Raw genomic sequence first — 16,822 nt, forward strand, 5'->3', positions numbered from 1 at the left:
GCGCAGAGCGACAGCCTACCTCTGACTGCCGCCAATCTTTGCAACAGAGCCCGTCAGCGAATGATCGCCATTGTCCGCCTTGACGTAAGCCTGCATCGCATCGGGAAGAGTAGCGAACGACTGTTTGCTGTTCCCCGGTCCGCCGCGAACTTCGAAAGGGCGTGGCTCAGATGCACCGCGCTGGCTTGTGTCATCATCGGCCATATTCTTCTCCTTCACTTAGAACTAGATCCCGGCGCTGGCCTTCCCACTCCTCTTTTGTCGGGTCGGGACCAATAATGTCGTCGAAGTCGATTTCATCGAAAGCCATGCTGCCGTCCTTCACTGTCAGGTTCGGCATGTCGCGATCGAGGGCGAGAACGTCTTCGGGAATGTCCTGCACCTGGTCATCGGCCAGTGCGGAATAATCGTTGAAAGCCGCCAGCTCTTCATCGCTCAGATCATCGATGGTCGCGATCGGGGCGATCGGCTTGGGCAGCGCCGGCACTTTCGGCGCAGGCGTCAAGCGCGAGCGGAACACGGCATCCTTGAAGTAGCGAATTTTCTTCCCGCGAATGACGGGGATACCGCCCCGGATGACGAGAATATCGTCTTCGGGCAGCTGCATCAGCTCTTGAGGGAGCATCAGTGCGCGCCGCTGTTCGGAGATTGTCTTGCTTCGATTGGCGAGCAATCCATGTATCGTCAGGGACCGGCTTTCCGCATCCTGACCGAGATAACCGAGGCGTTCGGACAGTTCCTTTGCGACCCGCAGTTCCTTGGGCGTGAAGGCAATTTCGACCCCGCAGTTTGATACGATTTCGTCCGCGCCATGCTCCCCATAGACATTTCGCAGCTGGGAGCGTGACTGGATGACGGGAAGCAGACGAAGCCCATAGCCGCGCACATAGGAGAACGCATTTGCAATGACCTGGGCGCGGCCGAGCCGCGCAAATTCGTCCAGAATGAGCAGCACGGACAGCTTTTCGCTATCGTCGGGCAGTTGCCGCGTGTTGAGGTCGATCAGCTGTTGGAAAAACAGATTGTAGAGCGGCGCGACCCTATCGAGTTCATCCGGCGAAACGCCGAGATAGATCGAGGTCGGGATGCGGCGAAGGTCCGTCAGGGAAAAGTCGCTTTCGGCAGTCGCGCGATCGACAATCGGATTGATCCAGAGATTGAGCTTGGAGGTGACGGTCTGGATAATGCCGGTGAATGTGTTGTCAGCGCTGGACGTAAAATCGCTCAACGCAGCGCGGCACCCTTCCGATAGCGCACCATCGCCGGCTTCCTTGGCGAAGAATGCCTTCATCCCTGGCATCGTGATGGTCCGGTAGATCTCGCCAAACGAGAAGGGACGTTCAGGCTTGGCCGCGATCCACGATGCAATGCCGACAAATGCCGTGCGGGCTGATTCCGTCCAGAACGCCTCGCCCTTTTCCGGAGGCACGAAGAGCATCGTGGCGATCTTCTGCAATTCGACCAGGACCTCAATCGGGTCGGACCTGTTGATGTAGCTGAGCGGGTTGTAGCGGGCCGTGCGGCCTTCCCTGTCCGTAGGGTTGAACAGGACAACCTTTTGGCCGCCTTTGCGGCGGAAACCCGCCGTGATTTCGTAGTTCTCACGCTTAATATCGAGCACGACAACCGAATCCGGCCATTGCAACAGATTGGGAATGACGATGCCGACGCCCTTGCCCGATCCGGTAGGGGCTTCGAGCAATACATGCTCCATCTTACCCACCATGAGAAAGCCGTTGCGGAAAAAGCCATTGCGGAAGCGGCCGAGCACAATGCCCTTTTTCGCGCGAAGGCCCGCCTTGCGGATTTCACCTTCGCGCGCGAAACGAGCTTCACCGTGAAGGTTCTTTTTCGGCCGCAGGACGATCGCCATGAGCAACACCGGCAACGGCACGCCTATGACCGCGGCTCGCCAAAGCGCTTCGGTCACGACAGGATCATGCCGGTAATACCAGAAGAAGCCGGGGAGCGTGAGCGGATCATAAGCCGCGGCGGGCATCTTAAGGAAGAACCACGCCACCGTGCCGGTCAGCAGGCCGATCAGCAGGAGCGTGATCGGAAGGAGGACGAGGGCCAGTGCGAGCCTGTTAGAGCCTGTTTTCTGGATCAAAATATATCTCCGTCACGCGAAAGCGGCCTTCGACCTTCTTGGTCTGCACGACCACATCAACCAGCAGCTTGAGCAGGCTGCGAATGTCGTCACGGGCCAGATCGGCGCCGCCCTCGCTTTCCTTGACCAGCAATGTCAGCTGTTCGAACGCGAGTTCGGCCGAGTCCGCATGGATCGTCGTGATCGAGCCGGGATGGCCTGAGTTGACGTTGCGGAGATAGAAGAACGCGGTGCCGTCGCGCAGCTCCTGCAACAGTATCCGGTCAGGCCGCATACGCAGGGCCGATTCCAGAAGATCCTTTGCAGAGATTTTCGCGGTGCCCTGCTTGTCCTTCGCGTAGAGCATGTGGACCACGTTGCGATGCGGAACGACCAATTCGCGCGTGTCTTCGATCGTCAGCAGCCGCTCATGCGGCGGAATGAGCTGGATCAGCCCTTTAGAGAGCGTCGTCTTTCCCGAGCCGGTAGCGCCCGAAATCAGGATATTCTTGCGGCCTTGGACCGCCTTTTGGAAAAATTCGACGTGCTTTCCTGCGTCGAGCAGATCGCGCAATTCAACATCGAGCGGCGAGACTTGCCTAGTTGCGATCTTTGTCTCGCTAAACAGCCCACCGCGCTCGAAGTCCTCCATCGTCAACGTCACCGATGACGGTTTGCGGATGGTGATGGACACGGTGCCGGCAGGGACAGCAGGCGGCACAACCAGCTGCACGCGCTCACCGCTGGGGAGGATTGTGGAGCAGATCGGCGTGGACTGGCTTATGTCCTGATGCGTGAAAGCCGCCGCTGCCCGCGCGAGCGCGAGCAGCGACTTTTCATTGAGGTCAGGCAATGTCTCCCAGGACCATCCATTGCGCGTTTCAATCGCCGCTTCGCCAGCCTTGTTAATCACCAGCTCCGTTACGTCCTCACGCGCAAGAAGAGGACGCAGCGGCAGCAGGGCGTTTTCGAGGACAGCCGTATTGCTCACTGGCCGCGCCTCAGCCGCAGGCCGTAGATGTTGGAGAAATCGAAGTCGCGAGCGACCATAATCCCCACTTCCGCGCCCTGATTGATGCGAAGCACCGGCTGAATCTGCATCGTGTCCCGCAAGATCGTGTCCGACGCTTGGCTGGGAACCCGCGTGACATTATCGGCGTCGGAGACTTCCGAGGCGGCGATCGAGGCGGCATCGTTGAGCGAGCTGAACAACAGCGCGGCCCCGAAGCGTTCCCAAAAGAAGTTCTTCACGCCGCCTGCCATACCTGAACGGCCAAGCGCGTCGCTGGCGGGCGAACCTACGTCGATCGCCACGCCGCGAGGCGTAACCGCGCGGTTCCATACCGCAAAGAGACGATATTTGCCGCGCTGGACGCCGGTTTGATATTCGCCCAAGACGCGCGTTCCCTTTTCCAGCAGGACGACGCGGCCGTTGTCCGAATAAATGTCGCGGGGAATGATGCAGCTGACATATCCGGGCTGACTGGAATCCATCGCCGTTTGCAGCACGCACGGAATGAACGACCCTGCGAGGATCAGCATATCGCGGTTGCCAATGTCGCGGCCTGACACCCGATCAATTTGCGAGGTTTGGCGCATGTTTTCGAGATTTGTCCGGCGCGATCCACCTTGCCCATCACCATCGGCCGACGCACCAATCAACTGCGCGCCCTGTGCTCCTGTGCCGCCGCCCATGGGCAGGCCGGTGGCAGCTGCCACCGCTCCACCGACCCCGCCGCCGTTTTCGCCACCATAAGCCATGATCCCGGCGCGGCGTTGGGCCTCAGCGATGACTTGCCCCTCAGACTTTTGGGGGCGGCCATTCGCGCCGCCCGTGCGGGGCGCTTGGCTTCCATCAAGCGCCGGCACTTCCGTCATGGGCACCGGCGCGTTCGGATCATTTGGCGCATCGGCAAGCGTGGGCGCTATGATCGACTTGGGATCGTAGTTGGCGAGCTGCCTTTCATCCGGCTTTTCCGCTTTCTCGGCCTTTTCGGTTGGATCGCTCCGCATCGCGTCGATTGTGCTGAAACCGAGAACGATCGCGCCGCAGGCAACCGCCGCGAGAACGACCGCCTTTTTGGGGTCGATCGACCTGTTCGGCAGAGCGGCAATCTTCGCCTGGCGCTCGCTTTGCCGCTCAATATCTTCGGGATCGGGCACCGGCTCAGACGCGAGGGGCCGGTTTTCGACCGTCTCGCCCTGCGAGATGATGTTGTCGCCATGCGGCGCGTTGTCATGATCGTTCGCAGCCATTTTATTGAACCCCCGTGGTTCGCTCGACTAGGCCAGAGGCCGTGTCAGTTTTGGGATCGCGCCCGTAATAGTCGGTTTTCTGATTGTGGATGCAGAGCACTTCGAGGCCCCGGCGCAGCCGGATTGTCCTGTAAACCCCGTGCAGCACCACATATTCATCGCGCACATCGAAGGAGGCGATGGCTTCCGATCCATCAGGATTGACGACGAAGAACGCCGGCAATTCACGCTGGTTGGGGAAGCGCATCACGGTGAACTGTCCATTGTCAGACACTTCGGAGGGCTGGATGGCCGTCGATCCTTGCATGATGTAATCGGCGTTGCGTGTGCCTTCCAGCACGCCAATATCGAGCGCGGACTTCACCGCGCCGCGTTCCAAGGCTTTCAGCTGGGCCAGCTGGGCCATTGCGGCTTGCGCCTGCGCCTCGGCCGCTTCCTGTTCAGGATAGCGGAAAACGACCGTATAGAAGCCGCTGCCGCGCTGCGTTGGCGACAGAGCGAAGCGGTAGCTGCGCGGGCCGTAGCGTGAACGGGTTATGACTGTCAGGTTCGTGCGACCCGCGCGCTCGCGCGGTTTGATGAAAAGCGAATTGGCAGCCGGTGCGACTTCCCAAGACACGGTATCGCCCAACGCCACATGCTCGACTACTTCATCCTTGGCGAAGACGATTTCCGTGGCGATGCGGAATACACCCGGAATCTCATAGACTTGCCGATCATTGTAGTTCGCTTCACGAACCCGGTGATCGAGCACCGTCGCATGAGGCGTTTCTTCGGCCATCGCCGGCGACGCAGCTAGCGCGATCGCGAGCGCAAACGGGGCGCTCCACTTCAACACGGTCATTGGGGCACCTCCACGTCAGCGCGATAGCTCTCGACCTGATAGCCAAGCGGATTCTTGAAGCGGTCCACTTCCTTGCTCGGCGTGCCATCGACCTTGTATTTGATGGTCGCGACGGCATCGGTTTTGGTCGAGTTCGAGCCGGTCACAGATTCCTTAGTGAAATAGACCTGCGCGACGTTGCCGCCCAGGAACGACACCCGCTTGATTTCGACAAAAACATCAGTGCGGTTCGCAAGGATGTTTTGCGGACTTTGGGGATTGTCGGTCTTGTAGAAGCGTGACCACCGATCCTGTTCGGGCCGCGCCGACATGACCATGACCGCATCGAAATATTCTTCGCGAGCGGCCGCTATCCAGCCTTCGCGATAGCGGACATAGGTAGCGAGGAAATACTTACGGACCGCCTCGTCATAGGTGATCGTCGCGTCACCGTGGAGCTTGGCGGCGATCGACGCCTCGCCCGTGTTACGGTCCACCGTGATAACATATGGCTCGACCGTTTTTAGAGGCGTCAGGGCTGCAACGGCCACAACGCCAGCAGTCGCCAGGGCGCCAGCAACGCCAGCGACGACCCACGCCAGCTTTTTGGAGCGCTCGGCCGCCGCAAGCTTGTCACGTTCCCAGCTTGCAGCCTCTTCAAAATAGGCTTTCAGCTCGTCCTTTGGAATACCAACTGCCATCGTAACACCTCAGCAATTCGAGTAGATCGGGCCGCGCAGCGAGGCGCTTAGACGCGGCACTTCGACCGCCCGCGATGCGTCCGACTGTTCATTGCCCGGAGTGGAGGGGTCTGCCGGGGCCGCGTCCGGCGTTGCCGGTGCACCCTGATTGAACACGTCCACATTTGCCGGCGCGGTTCGCTGTGCGGCCTGATCCGGGATTGTGGGGAGGGTAAGCCCATGCGGATTTGCAGGCCGCATCGGCCCCTCACATTTGGCTGGCTTTTTGACGGGCTGACCTGCGCAGGCCGCCAGCGCCAGGCAGATTCCGAGTCCAAGCAACTTGCGCATATTCGTTCCCTCAAGCTCTGGTGATTGTGTTTCGGTTGCGCCAACGGCGAACCGCCGACGAGAAGCCCCGCCCCATGCTGGCCCCCATGGCGCGGGCATCGCTGGCCGCGTGCCCTGCGCCCGTTGCAACTGCCCCGCCACCCTTCGTCACCGCGTTGCCGAACTGCGTCACCATTGCAGCCGCGCCGCCGCCAAGTGAGGCAGCTATTCCGGGGATTTGGATGAAGAAAAAGCAGGCGAGAATGTAGAACGCGATGATCCGGATACAGGTGCTCCAGATGTTGTCAAAATCGCCATCGAATGTTGCTGTTGCCGATTCAGCGACATTGGCCACAACGAGCACAAGAAGCATCGCAAATAGCGACAACATCAGAAAGTTGAGGACGCTGCCGAGCCATGAGAAGAAGTAGCTTCTGGTGGAATCAAACAGCAGCGCTGCTACGAAGATCGGCCCGACCACCGCCAGACAGGCGAGCGCAAACAGCGCATAGAGCACGATCACAAAGCCGACAGCCAGTGCGAACAGAGCCGCGATCGCTGTCAAAAGAATGATGATAGTGGCACCGATACACAGCATAATTGCGGCCGCAGCGCCGGGAATATCAGTCAGTGAGGCGTGTTCCTCTGCGTATTTCTCGGTCGCATCCTGCATCGCGAGCAGTGCATCATCGACCCGCGCCCACATCCCATCGAAAGACCCACCAACGCCGTCCGGTGAGCCGCCTACGATCGAGGCAAACTCATGCGGCAGGCCGGTCACGATCATCTGTGCGAGCGATGCTCCATAGAGGTTTGTCACAGCATAATAGAGCGCGGCCAGCATAAGCGAGCGATAGACATATTCGCGGAAGGGGTATTGCACGGCCCCGCGCATAATCGCGTAGCCTAGCAGGATTATGTAAATGATCATGCCAGTGCGGAGCGGTCCAGCGATCCACCCAACAAACCCAGCATAGTTGGACACAACTACCGAATTGAGTTCGTTGGTGAAGCCCTGATAGGCATTCGTAAATAGATCGTATTCCACCAGACCGCTCCGATTAGATATAATTCAAGCTGTTATTACAGCCTTACATTCCAGCTGCCTTCCGTGCTCGCGCACGCTGCTCATCACGTTTCCGCGACCTTTCAATGGAGGCGATTTTGTTCTTTATGCCTCCGCAATTGCGAGCCACTGGCATGGGGAGGTCCGACTGTTTGAGTTCGCTGTTCACGATCTTGTCGCACTCAGCGACGATCACCGGAATCTGATCTTCATGAGTTTTGAGCCAATCAACGTCATGATAGGTCATTAAAATCTCGGGAAATGTGGGCGCGCGTTCGCAGCCGGCGAGCAAGCCGGCTGCGCTGATCGCAAGAAGGACCATTTTCTTCATGGTCAAATTCCAGCTGCCGCCCGCGCTCGCGCACGCTGCTCATCGCGTTTGCGCGACCTGTCCGCAAAAGCTTCGGCCGTGTGCGCCGCGGCCTCCGCTCTGCGCGCTCGCTCCAACGCTTCGACGCGGAGCTGGTCGTTCATCATCGACGCGCTTTCGAGCTGGATGCGCGCTTGAAGGTCAGCAACTTCCTTGGCTGTTGATGCGGTCGCAAGTCGATTGCGCAGCTCTTCCAGACCCTCACTGCGCGATGTGGCCGCTTCGCCCATGCCTTCGGCCATGGCCTTGTCCATCGCGATCGAGCGAGCTGTCTGATAGCGAACGTCAGTCTGATCGCCATTCGCGGATACGCCGAGACGTTCGAGCATGTCCTGATAGATCGCATCAGATCGCCCGCCGTAGCTGCCGCCGCCGCCAAAATCGCCGCGCGCCATGCGTTCGAGCGAGTTCACATCAACGCCCAGGGTGCGAAGTGAATCTGTCTTAAGCTGGTTGGCGATCGAGGAAACATCGGTCAGCTGGTTCAACCCTTGGTAGAGCTGCTGCGCTTCCGCAATCTGCTGGCGACCTTGCTCGATCATCTGCATGGTCTTCTGGATTTGTTCGATATGCTTGAGCACCGACGTGCTATCGAACACAGGGATACCCTGCGCACTGGCTGGCGTCGCGGCCGCAAGGCTCCCGATCGACACAGCCGCCAAGATAAGCTGCTTCATAGTCTCACTCCTTTCAGCTTGGGCGCCGGCGCCGGTGAAATTCCGGCAACCAGAGCTTCGGATCATTGCCCAGTTCGGCAATCACTTCGCGGGCCACGCCCGTTGTTTCAGCGCGGCCCGACAGCACGGCCAGTTCATCGTCCATGCCAATGAGATCCAGGCCGACCACAACGGAGTCATGGCCCTGCTTCACGAGGAATTTGCGGCTTTCCGGCGACAGCTCTTCGCGCACCAGCTTAAATTCCGCCTCCGAGAGCGAGAAGCCTTCGATGTAATCCCGGCGCTGGCCGAACGGATTGGGCAGGAAGATTTTCGTCGCGACCTGCTCCAAGATCGAATGGCTGATCGTGGACCGCAGCGCGTCCGCAGGCGACTGTGTTGCAAAGACGAGGAACGCATTGCGCTTGCGGTATGTCTTGAGGCCATCCTGCGCGAATGCCGTGAACGCCGGATCGGCCAGCGCCTTCCAAAATTCGTCAATCGCAATAACCATGCGCTCGCCTGTCAGGAGCGCGTCTATCCGCTCGAACAGGTAGAGCATGACCGGCGTGCGGATTTCCGCGTTTTCGAGGAAGTCGGTCATATCGAAGCCCACGAAACGGGCTTCGAGAGACATGGAATCTTCCTCATTATCGAAAACCCAGCCAAGGTTCCCCTCGGAGGTCCACTTGACTAGGCGCGCGCCGACGCCGCCCGAGTCCGACATGCCGAGCATGGTCCGCAGCGCCGACAGCGAGCGTTGCTCGCGTGGCAGCTTCATCACGGCTTCGATGCCATCGTCGATCAGGTGCGATTCCTGCACCGTGATCGGCGCCCCCTCTTGCTTCACCAGCTGGCGGATGAAGCGACCGAGGAACGCGCGATGGGAAGCCGTATTGTCGAGCGCCTTGAGCGGAGCGAAGCCCGTAGGTTCCCCGTTGCGCAGCGCGAGATAGGTGCCGCCGCTGGCTCGGACAAAAATTTCCGCGCCTTGATCCTTGTCGATGAAGATATGGCGCGCGTTGAACTTTTCGAGCTGCGCCATCAGGAAGTTGACCAGCACCGTCTTACCGCCGCCCGATGGACCAATGACCATCGAATGGCCCAGGTCTGCCGAATGGAAATTGAAGTAATAGGGGCTGCGAGCGCTTGTCTTGAGCAAGGCGACCGCAGGCCCCCAATGATTGCCGTCCTCGTGCCCTGCAGGGAACGTATGGAAGGGCGAGAACGCCGAGAAATTATATGACGTGATCGGCGCGGGGCGCGCCCTCCACGCGAAGTTGCCGACCAGCTGCGACCAATAGGCAGCTTCCAGCGCCGCGCTTTCGCGGGCGGCGACCATGCCCGTATCGGCCAGCGCCGCGCGCGCGATCGACATGTTATCGCGCAGCTTCTTCAAATCTTCCGCGAACACCGTCAGCGTGAAATGATGGTCCCCCAGCACAAAGCGGTTCGATTGCAAATCGTCGGCCGCGTCGATCAGCTCATCCATCTGGCTGATCGCCTTGTCACCGGCGTTCGCCATTTGGGTCTGGCGAAGCCGAAACCGTTCTGTTGCCGCTGTGCGCGACAGGAACGTGAACGACTGCGTTATGGCGAGGCTGAAATCGACCGAAAGCAGCGATTCAAACTGGCGCGGCGTTGTCGATGACGGATACTCGCGAATGCCGAAAATGCCGCCGAACATCGAATGATCGGCGTCGCGGACCTCAAATGTCTCAGCGCCGATGATGGCGCGGCTCGCATAGAGCGCCGAGCCGAGACGGCCACGGACCAGAGGACAGCGCCGATAGCGCCCGGTCATCACCTGGTTCAATATTTCCAGCGGTTCGGAGAACAGGAGACCCCGGTGCTCATAGATGCCGACACGGCGCGGACGAACGCGCAGCAGTAGCTTTTCCAGATCGCGCACCTTGTCTTCCAGCAGCTCTAGAGCTTCCGCGATATTGGCGTTCTTGTCCTCCTGCTTCTTGCGCAGGAAATCCATCAGCTTGTCGGTCGCGTTTGCTGTTGGGCGGATCACGACCGTCATGAAGAAGCGGTTGCGGAACATGCGTTCGGCCGTCATCCGCTCATAGTATTTTTGATCGAGCTTCGCGGCGAAATGCGAGCGGAACGTGCCGCCTGGATAGTCGCGCACGCGCATCCGCAACATGTGCGTCCAGATCGAAAGCCGCTCGTCATGGATATTGCGCCAGACCCCGTTGAGGCGCGTGTGCCAATCATTCAGATCGCGCACGTCCGAAGTCTCAAAGGGCCGTCCATCCAGTTCGAGCATGAGCATCAGATCGCCGTTATCGAGGGCGACCACATGCTCATTGACATGCCGCGAATACGGCAAGAATTTCTCGGGCATTTCCTCCCGTTTGGCCTTGTCAAAAGGCACCTTCTCCGCGAGCGCGCTCTTACCGAACACCACGACCAAATCCCTTTCGCTTGATTCCGTAGAGCGGCAGCGGCGTGTAGCTCGATCCACCCCAAAAGACGCGGTTCCGGTTCGCCGCTTTGGTCCGGCCCCACAGGAAGATCAGCCGGAATGCGTTCACGTCATGCCGAACGATAAGCCGCGCCATCGCATAAAGCGCGACGGCGGCCGCGCCGCCGTAGAGAGGATTGCCCGAACCAACTAACGTGATTGCGCCCGCCATGATGATGAGCGCGCCCGCTTCAATGGGAACACCCGCCCACAAAGCGGGGCGGGTGACGGCCAAGAACAGCGGGTCTTTTGTCATTTCTTCCTGACCGTCCATCCCCGATCACCCCGTAATCGTGTCGACGATCCAAGGCGCGGAGAACACGATCACCACGCCAACTACGACCGTGACGAGCATCTGCACCGACGCGCGGCCGAGGAACCACAGAAGGCCAACGACGATGATCGCGATGATCGCAAGCGTGCGGAGCAAACCGTTGCTCAGCAGGCCGAGAATGTTGTCGGCCAGGCCTTCAAAGTTTGCCTGCGCAAAAGCCGGCTCCGCTACGAGCAGGCTTGCCAGCAGCGACAGGGGCAGCGCGCGCGCCATGAGCGGCGAGGGCTTGAGACGCGCGAGCAGCGCATCGAGCCGGGATTCAGCCTTGATCTTCCAGATACGAAACATTCGATAACTCCTATCTTCGCCTTACGAACCAATCCGCGCGTGTTGGGCGCGGCCGAAAACATCCCACGCAGGCGGTGCAGGCGGTGGAGCCGCCTCCATGTTCTCCGCTGCGATTTCCGCCAGCTCCACCGGCACACGACCGGCGCCAGTGTCGCTCATGGCGGCGCTGGCGGGCTGATCGCCCACGATGACAGTCGGGATTGCGGTCGCAGGCCGACCGCTGACGCGGCGACCTGCGTTCTCCACGCGGGCGACATAGCCGTTGCGGAAACCTCTCGATTGAGAGCCTGTGTTATACATGCTGAGTGCGACCCGAAGGGCCTCTTGCGGGGTGCGCCCCGTCTTGGCCGAACGGAAATTGGACAGGAGCACCCGGCCTGCCGCTTCGATATTGGAGCACTGCTTGAAAACAGTGTCCCACGTTAGGCCGAGCCATCCCATGTTGCGTGAATTGATTTGGCCGAGGCCGAGATCCACGCTGTAGCCGCGAGCCACATAGGAGCGCGCGGTTGCGATGGCCTCAGCCTCATTACGCGGACGGCGAGGCTGACTGGCCACGCCGTTGACGTTGATCGCAAAAACATAGTTCGAAGATTCCGCATCCACGATCGCGGCGATCGTATGCGGCGCTACCGCTGGGGCGCATTGCGCCGCCAGCGAAAGAACGGCCCCGGTTTCGAGGAACACGTTCCCGCTCCCGGTCAGTTGCGCGGCTGATAGTAGGTCTGTTGCCGCCCGTCAGTCCAAGTGACCGTCAAGCGACCAGGCCTCCCATCATCCGGCTTCTTGTATTTGGTCTTGGCGATGCCCCCGCCCGTGCATGTCGGGAAGCTGCCGCCGAGAGCCAGCACGCGCCACAGTTTCGTTATCGGTGGAACACAGGCTGGATATTGCGTCGGACCACCCGGGTTGGAGATGCACAGCACAACCTCACATGCCCAAGTAGGCTCTGTTGCAAAAATCGTGAAGCTTGAGCATGCTTGGCGGAGATTGGACGGACGGAACGATGACGGATTTCAAGTGGCGCCATTTCCAGGGTGATGTGATCCTGTGGGCGGTGCGCTGGTATTGTCGCTATCCGATCAGCTATCGCGACCTTGAGGAAATGCTGGCGGAACGCGGCATTTCGGTCGACCATACGACGATCTATCGCTGGGTCCAGTGCTACGCCCCGGAGATGGAGAAGCGGCTGCGCTGGTTCTGGCGGCGTGGCTTTGATCCGAGCTGGCGCCTGGATGAAACCTACGTCAAGGTGCGGGGCAAGTGGACCTACCTGTACCGGGCAGTCGACAAGCGGGGCGACACGATCGATTTCTACCTGTCGCCGACCCGCAGCGCCAAGGCAGCGAAGCGGTTCCTGGGCAAGGCCCTGCGAGGCCTGAAGCACTGGGAAAAGCCTGCCACGCTCAATACCGACAAAGCGCCGAGCTATGGTGCAGCGATCACCGAATTGAAGCGCGAAGGAAAGCTGGACCGGGAGACGGCCCACCGGCAGGTGAAGTATCTCAATAACGTGATCGAGGCCGATCACGGAAAGCTCAAGATACTGATCAAGCCGGTGCGCGGTTTCAAATCGATCCCCACGGCCTATGCCACGATCAAGGGATTCGAAGTCATGCGAGCCCTGCGCAAAGGACAGGCTCGCCCCTGGTGCCTGCAGCCCGGCATCAGGGGCGAGGTGCGCCTTGTGGAGAGAGCTTTTGGCATTGGGCCCTCGGCGCTGACGGAGGCCATGGGCATGCTCAACCACCATTTCGCAGCAGCCGCCTGATCGGCGCAGAGCGACAGCCTACCTCTGACTGCCGCCAATCTTTGCAACAGAGCCAAGGAGAAGAATATGGCCGATAATGACAACAGCGAACGCCAAGCAAAGACGCCGCGCTCCTACGAAATTCTTGGCCCTGGGAACAGCAAGGAAACCTTTGCGAGATTCCCCGATGCCATGAAGGCATTTGCCAAGCTGGAAAACCAATATGACCACGCGCTGACGATGCAGAAAGGCGGAAAAACCGCTTATCTGGCGTCCACGGATTGGCGCAATGATGGGTCCACGCCGGTTGCGCAATATCTGACGCCGGCTGTCGAAGAGTATAATAAGGCGCTGAAACGCGGAGCGCCTGCCGACGAATTGCGCGGACACGAAAGCAGAGTGCGGGCCGACCTTAATGCGTGGCCCCGGCAAGCGAAGCGCGAAGCGGCTCCGACCGCATCGGCCGATAAATCGCTCAATATCCATGAGGGTGAGCGAGCCAGGGCGGAGAGCAAAGACGGTGCTGCGCCCGCGAAAGCTGAGGTTCCATCGAAGGCAGCGCCAAAGGATGACAAGCAAGTTGACGACACACGCTTGGCTCTGCCCACGCAGCTCGAACGCAAATATCTGCGCGTTGGGAATGATCTTTTCCGTAGCGGCCGCGATGACAAGCCCGATATGTCGATCAAGGGCCAAGACGGCATTCGCATCAACAAGGACTATGCCATTGGCGATGCTATCGCGATCGCGAAGCACAATGGCTGGCAGTCGATCCGTGTTCATGGAAGCGACGAATTCAAGAAGGCGGTCTATCTGGAAGCGGCGCGATCGGGGGTCGAAGTGAAAGGGTTCAAGCCGTCTGAACAGCTGAAACTTGAGGGAGAAAGGCTGGCGGCGCGAGATAAGGCCCGCGAAGCACAAGACCCGGCAAAGAGAGCGAGCATGGCAAAGCAAGACCCCTCAGAATCTCGTGCTGCGGCCGAACAGTTCCGGCGCAATTCGCATCGGGATAATGCGGCCAACCCGCAATTCAAGGCCGCGCAATCGCACGTCCTGGCGGCAGCGATCGAAGCGAAAACCCGGTTCACCCAAAAGGAAGACAGGGATCGCTTCATAGAGCGGGCCAAGGAAACTGTCGCCAAGCGTATTGAGGTTGGCGCGCCGGTCCCTGCTGCCCGTTTCGAGCAACAGCGCCAGAACGAGGCTACCCGCATAGCGCGCGAGGATTTGACGCTGCGCCAGCAGGAAAGGAAGCCGTCACGCTCGCGCTAAGTGCATGGCACATGCTTTTTGGAAACAGGAAACCGCACGATGAACATTCCCCGGCCTGATCCGGTGCCATCGAGAGGCGTGTCCGATCTCGATCGTCACATTGAAACCTTGCTTCGCGTGATTCATTCCAGAAACCTCGCTTGGTCTGATCTAAGCGAAGTGGGTAAACAGGTAGAACGCCCTCTGACGGACGTTGAGCAATTGCTTACAAATGTGGGCGACGACGCCCATGAAATCACCCTTGCTACCGAGACGATCATAACAGCCCTCAAGCTGCAACGTGATGCGCTCGCGATCCAAAGCTCTCGCCGTAGAGCACGCTTCGGCTCGATGCTCCTGCTCATGATCCCCGTGTTCTTCGTAGGTTTGATGATTGGCGCATCATACGGGATAGATGAAGGTCGGGCGCGGGAGCGTGAAGCCTTAAAGTATCCGATGATACCCCAGCTGTCCGTAGATCGTGGCAGGCTCAAAACTGACGGAAGGTAGAGCGGTGGCAGCTGCCACCGCTTGCGATCTCTTGATGGGCTATGGCCTCATGAGGCACGATGAAGAAATCTGACAGGGCAAAGAAACAAACCGCCAAGGTAATCGAGGCGGCTGCACGCGCCCATGAAGCTCTCGATTATTTCAACGGCAACGTCACAAATCCGTTCGATGAGTTAACATGGCCCAGTATTGCCGAAGGTTATCTTCTAGTCGCGCAGAAGGCGGTATCAGACGCCTTGGTCGCTTTGGAACGCGCAAACAGCGTTGGCTGGACCAAGCACGGCCAGTAACTATCGTCCTGGCCCTTCCCGCGAACGATCGCGGTTCCTAGATCGTTCGCTCTGCCGCTTCCGCTCCATCGCGGCTACCGATCGCTCATGAATTGTAGGCGTTCGCCCTGCCCCCACAAATTGCCGCACCTGGTCGGCAAGCTGGCGGTCAGCTGGATCGCTGCTTGCCTCAAGGCGCTTGGCGGCGGCTAGATAGCGGTGTTGCGTCTCATTCCATGCCTGCCGCCCGCGCACCACGAAATCCGGAGCGGTGGACCGCCCCGCCAGCTGGTCTCGCGCGGCCGCAGTGATCTTCTGATTGGCAAACGGTGCAGGTGCGGTGCCGGCCATGTAGCGCTGCCGCATCCGATTCAGGGCCATGCTTTGACCAGCTCGGCCGACACCGCGCGCTGCGCGAGGCGTTGCCTCGGCAGTAACCCCCCTCGCCCGCAATTCCTCGGCAAAGCGCTCCCGGTAATGATGCAGCGTTTGAGGTCGCGGGTTGAAGCGTTTCCCCGTGTCACCGCGCGCTGCAACCGTCACATGCACGTGAGGCCGTGGTGTGTCCGTATGCAGCGCCAGGACGTAATCCCACTCATGCCCGATCTCGCTCCGCGCGACTTCGCGCACCGCTGAAAGAACCTTGTCGGGGTCTGTGCCTGCCGGCATCGAAAAAACCATGCTCACGGCGGCTACGGTAGAATTGTCACGCCAATAGACAGGATCGCCCCAATCGCGCGCCAGCGCCGCCCGATCTTCCTTGTCAGTCAGAATGTCGCCATCGCGCGTTTCAAGCGGCACATCGCCTTTTCGGCCGATATAGTCGAAATGCGCAGCCGCGTGGTTCTTGCCCTTCGGCCTGCCCGTAACCTTGACCATGACCTCCGGAGCACGGCTGACAATGCGAGCAAGCCGCGCCCGGGTGCTCCCGCCCTGGCCTGCTCGCCTCGAACTAAGCGAGCGCAGCAACATGTCGGCGCCGCGCCTGTTCGGGTCGCTGGTCAGCTTTGGTTTGAACAGCGCGGCGAGCTGGCCCGCCTCAAAGCTGCTGTCAAAGTCGCTCACCGGGCACCTCCCAATAGACAAGATCGGCCTTCGTGGCTGCACCGATACCTTCGACGGCCGCGCCGATCGCCGCGCGCAGGTCGTTGACCTTATGCAGCTCGCCGGCGATCTCCGCTGCATTGTCCGCCAGCGCCATCTTGTTCGCCGCTCGGGCGATCTGATTCACGTTGCGGCCAATGCGCTGTAACGCCTGACGGCAATTCAACAGCTCTTCGCGCAACTCGCGATCGACAGGCGCGGCAATGCCGATGTGTCGCCGCACAAGAGCCATCGCCCAGGTCGCCGGGGTCATGCGGCGCTCCTTTGCGCGATGGCGGATCACGGCCAGTTCGGTTTCGGTGGGCCGAAGATAAAGGCGGTGCTCGCCAGCGGCCTCGCGGTCGGCAACAGGCGCGGCCTCGATGGCCGCCCCGGACTGCCTGAGCACCGCGTCAACCAGCTGACGCATGAAGGGGCCGCGCCCTCCCCTCGTCTGCGCGAGCGCGTCGATCTTTGCGAGCTTGGCCGCCTCGATCTTGAAGCCCAGCGTCTTTTCCATGTGGGGTAGGTATCTCCCAACCGTGAAGCGCGATCCGATAGGATTGAGCGTATCGGTTAACATTAGCCGCC

20 protein-coding genes are annotated in these 16,822 nt (G+C 60.0%); 4 read left to right on the forward strand and 16 right to left on the reverse strand.

Annotated features, from left to right (window positions below; translation table 11 throughout):
- Positions 1–15: 15 nt before the first annotated feature.
- From AN936_RS24935 to AN936_RS23450, 14 genes are read right to left on the reverse strand one after another with little or no spacing between them, the layout of a single operon-like run.
- Positions 16–204: a hypothetical protein gene (locus tag AN936_RS24935; RefSeq protein ID WP_149037846.1), complete on the reverse strand. Its 189-nt coding sequence runs from the start codon at positions 202–204 to the stop codon at positions 16–18.
- A complete protein-coding gene (locus tag AN936_RS23395; protein WP_046195636.1) occupies positions 194–2,110 on the reverse strand; it encodes a type IV secretory system conjugative DNA transfer family protein in 1,917 nt (638 codons plus the stop codon). The genes AN936_RS24935 and AN936_RS23395 overlap by 11 nt, the downstream gene beginning before the upstream one ends.
- Positions 2,088–3,080, reverse strand: coding sequence for a P-type DNA transfer ATPase VirB11 (gene virB11 / locus AN936_RS23400; protein WP_004213226.1), 993 nt, complete (start codon positions 3,078–3,080; stop codon positions 2,088–2,090). Before virB11 ends, AN936_RS23395 begins: the two co-directional genes overlap by 23 nt.
- Positions 3,077–4,345, reverse strand: coding sequence for a type IV secretion system protein VirB10 (virB10, locus tag AN936_RS23405; protein ID WP_004213224.1), 1,269 nt, complete (start codon positions 4,343–4,345; stop codon positions 3,077–3,079). The genes virB11 and virB10 overlap by 4 nt, the downstream gene beginning before the upstream one ends.
- Position 4,346: 1 nt before the next feature.
- Positions 4,347–5,189, reverse strand: coding sequence for a TrbG/VirB9 family P-type conjugative transfer protein (locus AN936_RS23410; protein ID WP_004213222.1), 843 nt, complete (start codon positions 5,187–5,189; stop codon positions 4,347–4,349).
- Positions 5,186–5,869, reverse strand: coding sequence for a virB8 family protein (locus tag AN936_RS23415; protein ID WP_004213217.1), 684 nt, complete (start codon positions 5,867–5,869; stop codon positions 5,186–5,188). The genes AN936_RS23410 and AN936_RS23415 overlap by 4 nt, the downstream gene beginning before the upstream one ends.
- Before the next feature lie 9 nt (positions 5,870–5,878).
- Positions 5,879–6,199 carry a hypothetical protein gene (locus AN936_RS24520; protein WP_004213216.1) on the reverse strand — a complete coding sequence of 107 codons (321 nt, stop codon included), beginning with the start codon at positions 6,197–6,199 and terminating at the stop codon, positions 5,879–5,881.
- A gap of 10 nt (positions 6,200–6,209) precedes the next feature.
- Positions 6,210–7,226 carry a type IV secretion system protein gene (locus tag AN936_RS23420; protein ID WP_004213214.1) on the reverse strand — a complete coding sequence of 339 codons (1,017 nt, stop codon included), beginning with the start codon at positions 7,224–7,226 and terminating at the stop codon, positions 6,210–6,212.
- Between the two features lie 43 nt (positions 7,227–7,269).
- Positions 7,270–7,575: a hypothetical protein gene (locus AN936_RS23425; protein ID WP_006949657.1), complete on the reverse strand. Its 306-nt coding sequence runs from the start codon at positions 7,573–7,575 to the stop codon at positions 7,270–7,272.
- A gap of 2 nt (positions 7,576–7,577) precedes the next feature.
- Positions 7,578–8,291, reverse strand: coding sequence for a type IV secretion system protein (locus tag AN936_RS23430; RefSeq protein WP_046195635.1), 714 nt, complete (start codon positions 8,289–8,291; stop codon positions 7,578–7,580).
- Between the two features lie 13 nt (positions 8,292–8,304).
- Positions 8,305–10,689, reverse strand: a complete 2,385-nt coding sequence (locus AN936_RS23435) for a VirB4 family type IV secretion/conjugal transfer ATPase (RefSeq protein WP_006949654.1) — start codon at positions 10,687–10,689, stop codon at positions 8,305–8,307.
- The gene (locus tag AN936_RS23440) at positions 10,676–11,020 is read right to left on the reverse strand and encodes a type IV secretion system protein VirB3 (RefSeq protein ID WP_006949650.1); all 345 of its coding nucleotides are present in this window, start codon (positions 11,018–11,020) and stop codon (positions 10,676–10,678) included. Before AN936_RS23440 ends, AN936_RS23435 begins: the two co-directional genes overlap by 14 nt.
- Positions 11,021–11,026: 6 nt before the next feature.
- The gene (locus tag AN936_RS23445; RefSeq protein ID WP_004213202.1) at positions 11,027–11,368 is read right to left on the reverse strand and encodes a TrbC/VirB2 family protein; all 342 of its coding nucleotides are present in this window, start codon (positions 11,366–11,368) and stop codon (positions 11,027–11,029) included.
- A gap of 21 nt (positions 11,369–11,389) precedes the next feature.
- Positions 11,390–12,055 carry a lytic transglycosylase domain-containing protein gene (locus tag AN936_RS23450; protein ID WP_004213200.1) on the reverse strand — a complete coding sequence of 222 codons (666 nt, stop codon included), beginning with the start codon at positions 12,053–12,055 and terminating at the stop codon, positions 11,390–11,392.
- 319 nt (positions 12,056–12,374) lie between these two features.
- Here AN936_RS23450 and AN936_RS23455 point away from each other — a divergent pair, with 319 nt between their 5' ends.
- From AN936_RS23455 to AN936_RS23470, 4 genes are all read left to right on the forward strand, one after another.
- Positions 12,375–13,139, forward strand: a complete 765-nt coding sequence (locus tag AN936_RS23455) for an IS6-like element IS6100 family transposase (RefSeq protein WP_001389365.1) — start codon at positions 12,375–12,377, stop codon at positions 13,137–13,139.
- A 66-nt stretch (positions 13,140–13,205) separates the two neighbouring features.
- Positions 13,206–14,390: an LPD7 domain-containing protein gene (locus AN936_RS23460; protein ID WP_020819804.1), complete on the forward strand. Its 1,185-nt coding sequence runs from the start codon at positions 13,206–13,208 to the stop codon at positions 14,388–14,390.
- Between the two features lie 39 nt (positions 14,391–14,429).
- Complete coding sequence (locus AN936_RS23465; RefSeq protein ID WP_020819803.1) at positions 14,430–14,879, forward strand: hypothetical protein; 450 nt, start codon at positions 14,430–14,432, stop codon at positions 14,877–14,879.
- Between the two features lie 59 nt (positions 14,880–14,938).
- Positions 14,939–15,169 carry a hypothetical protein gene (locus AN936_RS23470; RefSeq protein ID WP_020819802.1) on the forward strand — a complete coding sequence of 77 codons (231 nt, stop codon included), beginning with the start codon at positions 14,939–14,941 and terminating at the stop codon, positions 15,167–15,169.
- Here AN936_RS23470 and AN936_RS23475 read toward each other — a convergent pair whose 3' ends face one another.
- Together AN936_RS23475 and mobC are read right to left on the reverse strand one after the other, a co-directional pair.
- Positions 15,170–16,213 carry a relaxase/mobilization nuclease domain-containing protein gene (locus AN936_RS23475; RefSeq protein ID WP_054590666.1) on the reverse strand — a complete coding sequence of 348 codons (1,044 nt, stop codon included), beginning with the start codon at positions 16,211–16,213 and terminating at the stop codon, positions 15,170–15,172. It abuts the gene before it with no gap.
- Positions 16,200–16,751, reverse strand: coding sequence for a plasmid mobilization relaxosome protein MobC (gene mobC, locus AN936_RS23480; RefSeq protein ID WP_021245545.1), 552 nt, complete (start codon positions 16,749–16,751; stop codon positions 16,200–16,202). Before mobC ends, AN936_RS23475 begins: the two co-directional genes overlap by 14 nt.
- Positions 16,752–16,822 lie beyond the last annotated feature (71 nt).

Origin of the sequence: Sphingopyxis macrogoltabida (genome assembly GCF_001307295.1) — a bacterium.
GTDB lineage: Bacteria > Pseudomonadota > Alphaproteobacteria > Sphingomonadales > Sphingomonadaceae > Sphingopyxis > Sphingopyxis macrogoltabida_B.